Annotated in this window: 13 protein-coding genes; all 13 read left to right on the forward strand. The window is 38.0% G+C overall.

Features of this window, described 5'->3' with window-relative positions; all coding sequences use genetic code 11:
• Nucleotides 1–136 precede the first annotated feature (136 nt).
• The 13 genes from yabG (at nt 137) to mfd (ending at nt 12,774) form a co-directional block, all read left to right on the forward strand.
• Nucleotides 137–1,015 (forward strand): sporulation peptidase YabG, encoded by an 879-nt coding sequence (gene yabG, locus B1NLA3E_RS00255; RefSeq protein WP_041580820.1) that lies wholly within the window; start codon nt 137–139, stop codon nt 1,013–1,015.
• Nucleotides 1,016–1,259: 244 nt separating this feature from the next.
• Entirely contained in the window at nt 1,260–1,523 is a 264-nt protein-coding gene (gene veg / locus B1NLA3E_RS00260; RefSeq protein WP_015591892.1) for a biofilm formation stimulator Veg, read from the forward strand.
• 138 nt (nt 1,524–1,661) lie between these two features.
• Nucleotides 1,662–1,838 carry a small, acid-soluble spore protein, alpha/beta type gene (locus tag B1NLA3E_RS00265; RefSeq protein WP_015591893.1) on the forward strand — a complete coding sequence of 59 codons (177 nt, stop codon included), beginning with the start codon at nt 1,662–1,664 and terminating at the stop codon, nt 1,836–1,838.
• 250 nt (nt 1,839–2,088) lie between these two features.
• The gene (gene ispE / locus B1NLA3E_RS00270) at nt 2,089–2,958 is read left to right on the forward strand and encodes a 4-(cytidine 5'-diphospho)-2-C-methyl-D-erythritol kinase (RefSeq protein WP_015591894.1); all 870 of its coding nucleotides are present in this window, start codon (nt 2,089–2,091) and stop codon (nt 2,956–2,958) included.
• Nucleotides 2,959–3,015: 57 nt separating this feature from the next.
• Entirely contained in the window at nt 3,016–3,861 is an 846-nt protein-coding gene (purR, locus tag B1NLA3E_RS00275) for a pur operon repressor (RefSeq protein WP_015591895.1), read from the forward strand.
• Nucleotides 3,862–3,901: 40 nt separating this feature from the next.
• On the forward strand, nt 3,902–4,276 hold the full coding sequence (locus tag B1NLA3E_RS00280) for a RidA family protein (protein WP_015591896.1): 375 nt from the start codon (nt 3,902–3,904) through the stop codon (nt 4,274–4,276).
• A gap of 171 nt (nt 4,277–4,447) precedes the next feature.
• Entirely contained in the window at nt 4,448–4,738 is a 291-nt protein-coding gene (gene spoVG / locus B1NLA3E_RS00285) for a septation regulator SpoVG (RefSeq protein ID WP_015591897.1), read from the forward strand.
• 250 nt (nt 4,739–4,988) lie between these two features.
• Entirely contained in the window at nt 4,989–6,362 is a 1,374-nt protein-coding gene (glmU, locus tag B1NLA3E_RS00290) for a bifunctional UDP-N-acetylglucosamine diphosphorylase/glucosamine-1-phosphate N-acetyltransferase GlmU (RefSeq protein ID WP_015591898.1), read from the forward strand.
• A gap of 15 nt (nt 6,363–6,377) precedes the next feature.
• Entirely contained in the window at nt 6,378–7,334 is a 957-nt protein-coding gene (locus B1NLA3E_RS00295; protein WP_015591899.1) for a ribose-phosphate diphosphokinase, read from the forward strand.
• A 77-nt stretch (nt 7,335–7,411) separates the two neighbouring features.
• Nucleotides 7,412–8,044 (forward strand): 50S ribosomal protein L25/general stress protein Ctc, encoded by a 633-nt coding sequence (locus B1NLA3E_RS00300; protein WP_015591900.1) that lies wholly within the window; start codon nt 7,412–7,414, stop codon nt 8,042–8,044.
• A gap of 78 nt (nt 8,045–8,122) precedes the next feature.
• The gene (gene pth / locus B1NLA3E_RS00305; protein ID WP_015591901.1) at nt 8,123–8,683 is read left to right on the forward strand and encodes an aminoacyl-tRNA hydrolase; all 561 of its coding nucleotides are present in this window, start codon (nt 8,123–8,125) and stop codon (nt 8,681–8,683) included.
• A gap of 103 nt (nt 8,684–8,786) precedes the next feature.
• Nucleotides 8,787–9,017 carry an anti-sigma-F factor Fin family protein gene (locus B1NLA3E_RS00310; RefSeq protein WP_015591902.1) on the forward strand — a complete coding sequence of 77 codons (231 nt, stop codon included), beginning with the start codon at nt 8,787–8,789 and terminating at the stop codon, nt 9,015–9,017.
• Nucleotides 9,018–9,237: 220 nt separating this feature from the next.
• A complete protein-coding gene (gene mfd, locus B1NLA3E_RS00315) occupies nt 9,238–12,774 on the forward strand; it encodes a transcription-repair coupling factor (protein ID WP_015591903.1) in 3,537 nt (1,178 codons plus the stop codon).
• Nucleotides 12,775–12,873 lie beyond the last annotated feature (99 nt).

Raw genomic sequence — 12,873 nt, forward strand, 5'->3', positions numbered from 1 at the left:
TTGGTATAACGATAAATCAAACTGTCATTTTTTCTATGGCAGTTTTTTTCACGTTTAATTAGGTATTCGCATAACTTATCAAAGAAATATTTAGTTTAGGAAAGCCCATTTTATGGGCTGTATGGAGTGGTTGACAGTGGCGATAAGCATTATGGATGTAGTCGGAAGAAGGTCATACCATTGTGACATCCTGTTTCGTGTCATTGATATAAGAGAAGAAGATGGGCGGAAAATCGCCATTTTATACGGGGAGGATTTTCGGCTTATTGCTGATGCACCTTATGAAGATCTCATTTCGATTGATCAAACTGAACGAATGAAGAAGTCTCAACAGTTTCGATCCATGGAAGAACAATCATTTCAATTGTTTCGCCAAGATGTGAGCTTAATTAAGCAGAAACAGGAGTACGATGCAACTGAAGGATATAGCAAAGAATTAAACTATTTTCAAATGCCCGGGAAGGTCCTTCACATGGATGGGGATGCCACTTATTTAAAAAAATGTCTTTTGTTATATGAGAAGGTCGGAGTTCCTGTTTATGGGATTCACTGTAATGAAAAAGAAATGCCAGCAAAGATTGGACAATTTCTCGATTATTATCGTCCTGACATTTTAGTTGTGACAGGGCATGATTCATATTCTAAAGCTAAAGGAAAAATGTCGGATATCAATGCGTATCGTCATTCGAGGCAATTTGTAGAAACGGTCATTGAAGCAAGAAAAAAGGTTCCCCACTTAGATCAGTTGGTCATTTTTGCAGGAGCGTGCCAATCGCATTTTGAATCACTCATTCATGCTGGAGCTAATTTTGCGAGTTCACCATCTCGGGTTAATATTCATGCGCTTGATCCGGTGTACATTGTGGCGAAAATTAGCTTTACACCGTTTATGGAGAGAATAAACGTATGGGATGTTTTAAGAAACACTTTAACAGGAGAAAAGGGATTAGGTGGAATAGAGACAAAGGGTGTGTTAAGAACAGGGATGCCATATAAGCTTCCGGTGGATGAATAAAAATCAAAAATAAGCCGTTAAATCCAATCGGCTTATTTTTGTGCCTTTTTGGATTTGGGAAAATATTATATCAAAAAAGGGTACATAATCCATCCATGTTAGGGTTAATATAAAAATGTTGAAAATTAGCAAAAAAAGAGGAATGAAAAATGTTGACAATCTTTTTGTTAGACTGTTATAATTTTATGTTTTGTTTGACTTTTTTTGCTAATCGTGATATACTTTCAATAGTGAGGTGGACTGAATGCCAAGAACATTAGCGGATATTAAGAGAGCTCTCGATTCAAATTTAGGGAAAAGACTTATGCTAAAAGCGAACGGAGGACGAAGAAAGACGATTGAACGTTCCGGTGTTTTAGCAGAAACGTATCCTTCCGTATTTGTAATTGAGTTGGATCAAGAAGAAAACGCGTTTGAACGGGTATCATACAGTTATGCGGATATTTTAACCGAGACGGTTCAGATTACCTTCTATGAAGATACATCAGGAAGCATTGCTTTAAGTTAATAAGTAGTTTAAATTGCAGTGGACTTTCGTTCTCTGCTTTTTATTTTGCCATTTTTGATGATATTTCTAATATGATAAATAACTTTCCGGCCTTTCCACAAACTAATCATGCCGTTTGTGAATAAGGAGGTTGTTTTTTTGAGCAGAAAAAGAGGGATTATGTCGGAACGTTTTAAAGAGGAGCTAGCAAAGGAGCTTGGCTTTTACGATGTTGTCCAAAAAGAAGGCTGGGGTGGAATTAAGGCCAGAGACGCGGGGAATATGGTGAAAAGAGCAATTGAGCTTGCGGAACAACAACTCTTAAACAAACAGTAATTTCTCTTTAAAATAGCTTTAGGATTCAATCAATTATAAATCACACGGCAGGAAGTCAGGTTAAAACCCTGACTTTTTTTTTTCACTTCATCAAGAAATGAAATCCCTACTGATTGAAGTTTCACTTTATAAGGAAATTGTCCTACTTATTCCGAATAATGTTGGGAATCAGTCGTTCTATACAGTCTGTTTTATGGTAAAATAGGACAAAATATGAAGATGGTCGAATTTTGTAAAGTAGGTGGATTTTTTGAAGCTTTTAGTGAAGGCACCGGCAAAAATCAATTTATCATTAGATGTCTTACATAAACGTCCTGATGGATACCATGAAGTAGAAATGATTATGACGACAATTGATTTAGCGGATCGCCTTGAGCTTTCTTTATTAGATAAAAATGAAATACAAATAGTGTCACATAATCGGTTTGTTCCTGATGACGACCGGAATTTAGCCTATCAGGCTGCTCAACTTTTGAAAGATCGATTTAACGTAAAACAAGGCGTTATGATTGCCATTGAAAAAACGATACCAGTTGCGGCAGGGTTAGCTGGTGGAAGTAGTGATGCTGCAGCTGCATTAAGAGGCTTAAATAAGCTTTGGAATTTAGGCTTATCTTTAGATGAATTAGCAAGTCTTGGTTCAGAGATAGGATCTGATGTCTCTTTCTGTGTTTATGGTGGTACAGCTTTAGCTACAGGAAGAGGGGAAATTGTCTCTCAGTTACCCGTTCCTCCAACGTGTTGGGTGATTTTAGCGAAGCCTTTTATTGGGGTTTCAACTGCAGACGTGTATCGTCGGTTGGATCTTACTAGAATGAAGCACCCCCATACAGAAGGAATGATTGAAGCAATCAAAAAGAAAAATTACGCTCAGGTTTGTGAAAATGTTGGGAATGTTTTAGAAGAGGTTACACTTAACCTCTATCCTGAGGTAGCTCAAATTAAAGAACAAATGAAAAGATTCGGTGCAGATGCTGTGCTAATGAGTGGAAGTGGCCCAACTGTTTTCAGTCTTGTTCAACATGATTCGAGAATGCATCGGATTTATAACGGGTTAAGAGGATTTTGTGATCAAGTTTTCGCAGTAAGAATTTTAGGAGACCGTCATTCTCTTGATTAAAACCGTATATTAGTGATATATTATCGATAAAACATTCGGTTTTTGGAGGTCCCTTTTATGAAATTCCGTCGAAGTGAACGTTTACTGGATATGGCACACTATTTAACCGATCATCCCCGGGAGTTAGTATCGTTAACCTTTTTTGCTGAAAGGTATGGTTCAGCTAAGTCCTCGATTAGTGAAGATTTAGCTATCATTAAGGATACATTTGAGCAAAGAGGGATAGGAACCTTACAGACAGTACCCGGTGCAGCCGGAGGGGTTAAATATTATGTGAAGGTGAATGAAAAAGAAGCAAAGTTATTTGTGAATGAATTATGTGAATTGATAGCAAGTCCGGAACGGCTTCTTCCGGGTGGTTATTTGTACATGACGGATATTTTAGGTGATCCTTCCTTTGTTCAAAAAGCTGGCAGGTTATTTGCATCAGCCTATGCACATGCAGATATTGATGTTGTCATGACTGTCGCAACAAAAGGAATTCCGCTTGCTTATGCAGTTGCTAGTCAACTCAATGTTCCGGTGGTAATGGTTAGAAGGGATAGTAAGGTAACAGAAGGTTCTACTGTTAGCATTAACTATGTGTCAGGTTCCTCAAAAAGGATCCAAACAATGGTATTATCAAAGAGAAGTCTTGCGGAGGGTTCGAAGGTTCTCATTGTAGATGACTTTATGAAAGCGGGCGGAACCGTGAATGGAATGAAGAGTATGCTTGAGGAATTCAAAGCACATTTGGCGGGGATAGCAGTGTTAGTTGAGTCAGAGAACATAGAGGAACGATTAGTCGATGAATACCTATCGCTAGTGAAATTATCGGATGTAGATTTGAAATCTAAGTCAATTAACGTTGGAAATGGAAACTATTTTACTTTAGCAGGGAATATGTCGTGGGAAAAGAAGTAACAGTTTCACAGTTTAAATAAACATTAGGGAGGATATAGTAATGAAAATTGTTCAAACAAACCAGGCGCCAGCAGCAATCGGACCTTATTCACAAGGAATTATCGTTAATAATATGTTTTATAGTTCTGGTCAGATTCCTTTAACAGCAGAGGGAACCCTGGCACAAGGTGATATTACGGTTCAAACCCATCAAGTATTCAAAAACTTACAGGCTGTATTGGAAGCAGCTGGGGCGTCTTTCGGAACGGTAGTTAAAACGACTGTATTTATTAAAGATATGAATGATTTTGCTCCTCTAAATGAAGTCTACGGTGAATATTTTTCAGTTCATAAACCAGCCCGTTCTTGTGTTGAAGTGGCCCGCCTTCCGAAAGATGTTTTAGTTGAAATTGAAGTTGTAGCGCTCGTTAAATAATAACGGGCGTTTTTTAATTATTCTAAAATATTACGTTAGTCGTTTCATTTTTTGTTCACAATTTGAGCAAATTTTTTGAAAAAATAAAAGGATAAAGAAGGAAAATTGGAAATACTTGTTGAATATTTAAAATTGTTTTCATTACGGAAAAATGAGAAGGTGGTGAACATGATGGAAGTGACAGATGTAAGATTACGCCGTGTAAACACAGATGGACGTATGAGAGCAATCGCATCAATAACCTTAGATAATGAATTTGTGGTTCATGATATCCGGGTCATTGACGGAAATAATGGTTTATTTGTTGCGATGCCAAGTAAACGTACACCAGATGGTGAGTTTCGGGATATTGCCCATCCAATCAATTCAGGTACCCGTGGCAAAATTCAAGAAGCTGTGTTAGTGGAATACCATCGTTTAGGTGAATTAGAAGTAGAATTTGAAGAAGCTGGAGCATCTTAATAATTATTGATAAACACCGAGGGCCTACTACAAAAAAGTATGGCTCTTTTTTTATTTTAATAAATAGGGCCGTTTTACCCAAGAATCACCTGTAAACTAGGCTTCATAAAGGAAATACATACCCTTCTGAAACCCCTTCCAACACTCTCCCTTTCTTAGCAAATATAAACACTTTGTGATGATTCCTTGAAATAAACCGCTATTTAAGATATATTCTTAATGGATAAAAAGGTAAATTGGAGGCCCATACATGTCTACTCGGTATGCTATCATTTTGGCTGCAGGCCAGGGAACAAGAATGAAATCTAAATTATATAAGGTTTTACACCCTGTTTGTGGCAAACCTATGGTTCAACATGTTGTTGATCAAATTTCAAGACTTCACATAGAGGAAATGGTCACAATTATTGGACATGGGGCAGAAAAGGTAAAATCTCAGCTCGGAAGTCAAAGTCAGTATGCCTTGCAGGAGCAACAGCTTGGGACGGCACATGCTGTGATTCAAGCAAAAGATATGCTTGCTGGGAAACAAGGTGTTACCTTAGTCGTTTGTGGTGATACACCGCTCATTAAGGCTGAAACAATGGAGGCTCTATTCAAACAACATGAAGAAACCCAAGCTAAGGCGACCGTGTTAACAGCTAAAGCAACCGATCCAACTGGTTATGGACGGGTTATTCGGAATGATCAGGGTTACGTTGAAAAGATTGTTGAGCATAAAGATGCTTCAGACCAAGAGCGAAACATAAAAGAAATCAATACTGGTACTTATTGCTTTGATAATCTTGCATTGTTTACTGCACTTGAACAAGTATCAAATGATAATGTTCAAGGCGAGTATTATTTGCCAGATGTCATTGAAATTTTGAAAAAGCAGGGAAAAACGGTTACGGCCTACCAGACTGCAGAGTTTGAAGAAACTCTCGGTGTAAATGATCGGATTGCTTTATCGGAAGCTGAACGCATTTTGCGAAAAAGAATTAATGAATCCCATATGCGAAATGGTGTTACACTAATTGACCCTGCAACTTCGTATATTGGTTCTGATGTTAAAATTGGTCAAGACACAGTTATTTATCCAGGTACTATTTTAACTGGAAAGACAGAGATCGGTTCCGAGTGTGTGATCGGCCCAAATAGTGAAATTAAAGAATGTCATGTCGGCAATGGAACGAACATCCGTCAATCTGTAGCCCACGATAGCAGCATCGGCTCATTTGTTAATATTGGTCCTTTTGCCCATATTAGACCGAAATCAGATATTCATGATGATGTGAAGATCGGGAATTTTGTTGAAATAAAAAAGGCCAATTTTGGTAAAGGTAGCAAGGCATCACATCTTAGTTATATAGGTGATGCGGAAGTTGGCAAGGATGTAAATATTGGCTGTGGATCGATAACGGTTAATTATGACGGTAAAAATAAATTTTTAACAAAAATTGAAGATCATGTTTTTGTTGGTTGTAATTCCAACTTAGTTGCCCCAGTTACGATTGGAAAAGGTTCTTATGTAGCTGCAGGCTCTACGATCACAAGTGATGTACCAGAAGATGCACTTTCAATTGCACGTGCGCGCCAAGTGAATAAGGAAAATTATGTTGAAAAATTAAACCATAAGAAATAAAGCGGAGGGTCAATCATGTCAAACCAATATTTAGATCCCAATTTAAAGGTATTCACGTTAAATTCAAATGTAAAACTTGCTGAAGAGATTGCAAAGGTAATTGGAGTGGAACTTAGTAAATGTTCAGTTACAAGATTTAGTGATGGTGAAATTCAGATTAACATCGAAGAAAGTATTCGTGGTTGTGATGTTTTTATTATTCAATCAACTAGTTCACCGGTAAATGAGCATTTAATGGAACTATTGATCCTAATTGATGCCCTTAAAAGAGCTTCTGCTAAGACGATTAATCTTGTAATTCCTTACTATGGTTATGCTCGTCAAGATCGTAAAGCACGTGCACGTGAACCGATTACTGCCAAACTTGTTGCTAACCTACTAGAGACAGCAGGAGCAACTCGTGTTATTACCTTAGACTTACATGCACCTCAAATTCAAGGTTTCTTCGATATTCCAATTGATCATTTAATGGGTGTACCGATTTTATCTGAGTACTTTAAAAATAAACATTATGACAAGGAAATTGTTATCGTTTCACCTGACCATGGTGGTGTTACGCGTGCCCGTAAAATGGCAGAACGTTTAAAAGCACCAATTGCTATTATTGATAAACGCCGTCCAAAGCCAAATGTGGCGGAAGTAATGAATATTGTTGGGAATATCGATGGTAAAATTGCCATTTTAATTGATGATATTATTGATACGGCTGGTACGATTACGCTTGCTGCCAATGCGCTTGTAGAAAATGGCGCAGCTGAAGTATACGCTTGCTGTACTCATCCAGTATTATCAGGTCCAGCAATTAGCCGCATACAAAATTCAAAAATTAAAGAGCTTGTCATTACGAATTCTATTGCACTTCCTGAAGAAAAGAATATTGATAAGATTGTCAATCTTTCTGTAGCACCTTTGCTAGGGGATGCGATTATTCGTGTTCATGAAGAACAATCTGTAAGTGTTCTGTTTGAATAAAAAAGATGTTTAATTCTACCTATTTTAGGGCAATTTTATATAGATGCCCGAGAAAAAAATAGGAGAGTGAACTTCAAATGAGTGCAGTATTAGTGGCGCAAGAACGAACTGGATTTCAACGGTCGAACTTAAAGGAATTACGTGATCACGGCAATATTCCGGCGATTGTTTATGGCGTGAATATGGAGAGTAAGCCTGTATCGGTCAATGTGACCGATTTAACGAAAGCCATTCGTGATAATGGGAGAAATGGAATTATCTCCTTGCAGCTTAGCGGCAAAAACTGCAATGTAATATTAAGTGATTATCAAGCAGATCCGATAAATAAAGAAATTATTCATGCGGATTTTCTCGCGGTAAATATGTCAACTGATATCCAAGTAACTGTCCGGATTCAATTAGATGGTGATCCTTTGGGTGTCAAGGATGGTGGGGTTCTTCAGCAACCTCTTCATGAACTATCGATTACAGCAACGCCGGATCATATTCCGCAAGCAATCCATGTTGATATTTCTAATTTACAGGTTGGAGAGAATCTGACGGTAGCTGATATTTCTTCAAATAGTGATGTTAAAATAAATCATGATGAAGACGAAGTGTTAGTATCGATTCTTCCTCCTAAGCAAGAAGTTGAGATTAGTACCGGTGAAAAACAGTCACCAGGGACACCTGAAGCGCTTGAGGGAAGAGAAACAACGAAAAAGGAATAATAAAATAAGAGGCTGACTAAAAAGTCAGCCTCTTTTATAGTATGATTAAAAGAGTAGAGATCACATAGGGGTGGGAGCATGAAGCTTATTGTTGGCCTTGGAAACCCGGGAAAACAATATGAGAATACAAGACATAATATTGGTTTTCTTGTGATAGAGAAACTTTCCGAACAGCTTAATATTCGATTAGATCAAGCAAAGTTTAAAGGTATTTTTGGCATGGGAAATGTTGAAGGGGAAAAAATATTGTTACTAAAACCTCTTACATTTATGAATCTTTCAGGAGAATCGATTCGCGTTGTGATGGATTATTATCAAGTGCAGATTGAGGATTTAGTCGTCATTTACGATGATCTTGATTTGCCAGTTGGCCGGATTCGTCTACGCCAACAAGGTAGTGCTGGTGGTCATAATGGGATAAAATCAACGATAGCCCATCTAGGTACACAAAACTTTAATCGCATTAGAGTTGGAATTGATCGCCCGCGAACTGGAACGAACGTAGCTGATTATGTATTAGGACGCTTTACAAAGGACGAACGGGTTTTGATGGAGGATGTCATTGTTAAATGTTCGGGTGCATGTGAGCAGTGGCTCAAAAGGCCATTTTTACAAGTTATGAATGAATTCAATGTTTAAATGCTACATGTTTGCTAGAAAAATAACATACAATAGGTTTACGAATAAGTTTTCTCCAAACAGTAAATAATATTTTTATCCATGCTGTTGAGGAGGAAGTTATTTGGCTATTTATTACCATTGCCGTCATTGCGGAGTAAATATTGGATCTATAGACAAAGTGTCCGTTCATAGTGAAGAACTTGGTTTACACAAGCTATCAGATGAGGAACGACAGGAAATGGTTTCTTATGATCAACAAGGTGATATCCATATAACATCCATTTGTGAAGACTGTCAGGAATATTTACAGCGGAATCCTGACTATCACCAATATGATTTTCTGATACATTAACAGCTTTGGACCATCATCCAAAGCATTTTTCTGTTATCGTTTAGGTGCGGCGACCAAACCGCTTACGCTTTTCGATTTGTTTAGCTTCAGGCGCCATCAGCTCTATGGTCTAAGCCAATCCGTCCAGAAGGTTAAAAAGCAACCTTCCGGCCGGCTCGTCTTATGCTTGTCGCTGATAAGCGGCGCCTTACGCTTTTCTATATAGAGAGGAGGGGTCCGGATGGAAGGACTTAAATCTGTCATAAGCAGACAAGAAGATGTTCAGTCTGTAATTGCCGGAGTAGATGAGGGTTTAAAAGAACAATTAATTGCAGGATTATCCGGATCAGCCAGAACCGTTTTTCTGGCGTCCGTTTACGAAAAAACAAAAAGGCCATTATTGATTATTACACCAAATCTTTTACAGGCTCAAAAAATATATGACGACATTACCAATATACTAGGGGAATCTGATGTCTATCTTTATCCTGCAAATGAGCTCATTGCAGCAGAGTTAAGCATAGCAAGTCCAGAATTAAAGGCACAACGAATTGAGGCCATGAATCATTGGGTTCGGGGAGAAAGCGGTGTCATCATCGTGCCCGTTGCTGGACTTCGTAAAATATTACCACCTAAGAATTTATGGAAAAGCTATCAAATTTCACTTAAGACTGGAGAAGAAGTAGATTTAGATGCGCTTCTAAATAAATTAGTGAATATGGGATATGTTCGGGCTGAAATGGTATCTGCCCCTGGGGAATTTAGTGTTCGAGGTGGAATTCTGGATATTTATTCTCTAACTGAGTCCGATCCAATTCGGATTGAATTATTCGATACAGAAATTGATTCAATTCGGACGTTTTCATTAGAGGATCAAAGATCAAAGGCAAAACAAAAAGAAGTGAAAATTGGACCAGCTACTGAAATGCTATTTGAAACAGAGCATTTTGAAAGTCTCATTGAAAAAATTGAGACAGGCTTAGCTAAAAGCATGAAGACTGTTAAACAAGAGAAGATTAAAACACTATTAGCGCAAAATATTGGTTATGAGCTAGAACAATTACGAATGGGACAAAAACCTGAACAAGTTTTTAAATATTTATCATTTGCTTACGGGGACGCCAGTAGTTTACTAGACTATTTACCGACAAATGGAATAATTTTTGTGGATGAAATTAGCAGAGTACAAGAAATGAATGATTCATTAGAAAAGGAAGAAGCTGAGTGGTATACAAGTCTATTGGGAGAAGGTAAAATATTACATGATGTTAAAATATCCCATCAATTATTACCTTTGCTCCATAAATCAGCACACTCTGTTTCCTATATGTCCTTGTTTTTAAGACATGTTCCAAATACAAATCCACAAAACATTATAAATGTTTCTTGTAAGCAGATGCAGAATTTCCATGGGCAAATGCATGTATTAAAGACAGAAACAGAGCGGTGGGCTAAAGGGAAAAATACAGTCCTATTTCTAGGAACAGATAAAGAAAGAGTAGGAAAACTTCAAAGTGTTTTAGAAGACTATGGAATTGAAGCAGTAGTTCTTAAGAAGGATCAGCCTCTTCTTCCAGGTAAAATCCAAATCACGGAGGGTAATTTACATACCGGATTTGAGCTTCCCATTCAAAAACTAGCTGTCATAACTGAGGAAGAGCTGTTTAATAAACGTACGAAAAAGACACCACGCCGTCAAAAATTGTCAAATGCAGAGAGAATCAAAAGCTATTCTGAGCTTCGTGTCGGGGATTATGTTGTTCATGTTAATCATGGAATCGGAAAATATTTAGGAATCGAAACACTCGTAATAAACGGAGTTCATAAAGATTACCTCCATATTCGTTATCAAGGAAGCGACAAACTATATGTTCCTGTCGAACAAATTGATCTTGTTCAGAAATATGTTGGCTCAGAAGGAAAAGAGCCAAAAATCTATAAACTTGGTGGTACAGATTGGAAACGAGTTAAGAAAAAGGTTGAATCATCTGTGCAAGATATTGCCGATGATCTCATCAAGCTTTATGCGGAACGTGAAGCTGCTAAAGGCCATTCCTTCTCACCTGATGGCGATATGCAGCGAGACTTTGAGATGGCATTTCCCTATCAAGAAACAGAGGACCAGATTCGATCAATTAATGAAATTAAAAAAGATATGGAAAAAGAACGTCCGATGGATCGTTTGCTTTGTGGTGACGTTGGCTATGGGAAAACCGAGGTAGCGATTCGTGCCGGTTTCAAAGCAATTGCAGATGGGAAACAGGTTGCGTTTTTAGTGCCGACTACAATACTTGCACAACAACACTATGAAACAATGCGGGAGCGTTTCCAGGACTATCCGATAAAAATTGGACTATTAAGTCGTTTTCGTACTAGAAAAGAACAACTAGAAACGATAAAGGGTTTAAAAGCTGGAACCGTTGATATTGTTGTCGGAACCCACCGTTTGTTATCAAAAGATATCATTTATCGCGATATCGGACTACTAATAATTGACGAAGAACAACGATTTGGTGTGACCCATAAAGAAAAAATTAAACAATTAAAAACAAACGTTGATGTACTAACACTGACTGCCACTCCAATCCCAAGAACTCTGCACATGTCCATGCTGGGTGTTCGTGATTTGTCAGTCATTGAAACGCCTCCGGAAAATCGTTTTCCAGTTCAAACCTATGTTATGGAATATAATGGAGGACTTGTTAGAGAAGCGATTGAGCGGGAATTAGCTCGAGATGGGCAGGTATATTTCCTTTATAACCGGGTCGAGGACATTGAAAGGAAGGTTGAGGAAATTTCCATGCTTGTTCCGGATGCCAGGGTAGTTTGTGCTCATGGACAAATGTCAGAAAATGAGCTTGAATCGGTTATGCTAGGGTTCCTTGAAGGAGAATACGATGTACTAGTCAGTACGACAATCATTGAGACGGGCGTAGATATTCCTAATGTTAATACGTTAATCGTCTTTGATGCCGATAGGATGGGCTTGTCTCAGCTTTATCAATTGAGAGGTCGAGTTGGCCGATCAAATCGGGTCGCTTATGCTTATTTCACCTATCGTAAGGATAAAGTACTGACTGAAGTTGCGGAAAAGCGACTTCAAGCAATTAAGGAGTTCACTGAACTTGGTTCCGGATTCAAAATTGCTATGCGGGATTTATCCATTCGTGGGGCAGGAAATTTACTTGGAGCTGAACAGCACGGTTTTATCGATTCAGTTGGATTTGATCTATATTCTCAGATGCTTAAAGAAGCGATTGAAGCTAGAAAAAGTGATATAAATCTTGATGAAGCACCAACACTAGAAATTGATGTTGAGGTTGATGCTTATATTCCTGATGCCTATATAGGTGACGGACATCAAAAAATAGAAATGTACAAACGCTTCCGTTCATTAACAGCACTCGAAGAACTGGAGGAGCTTCAAGAGGAAATGATCGACCGATTTGGCGAATACCCTGAAGAGGTGGCCTATTTATTCCAAATTGCTGAGTTGAAGGTTTATGCACAATTATCCAAAGTGGAATTAATCAAACAAGTGAAACAAGAAGTCACAATTATATTGTCTGAACAGGGAAGTGCCGGTATTGATATGAAAAAGATCGTGCAAATAAGCTCTAAGTATGGGCGAATGGTCGGAATGGGGCAGGATGGGAAGAAATTTAAGCTTGTTCTTCATATTAAAGGAATTGAAAGTCATAAATGGCTGTCTGTTGCCTTTGAACTAATCCAGTCCATTTATCAATCAAAGGCTGCTAATGAGTCACTTTCTTCATGATAAAACTTGTTGTGGATTATCATGAGGTAAATTTCACTTTTTTACCAGAGTTGGAATAACTAACATCTATGAGAAAAATTGTTTGTTTGTGTATAGAAC

Origin of the sequence: Bacillus sp. 1NLA3E, assembly GCF_000242895.2 — a bacterium.
GTDB lineage: Bacteria > Bacillota > Bacilli > Bacillales > Cytobacillaceae > Bacillus_BU.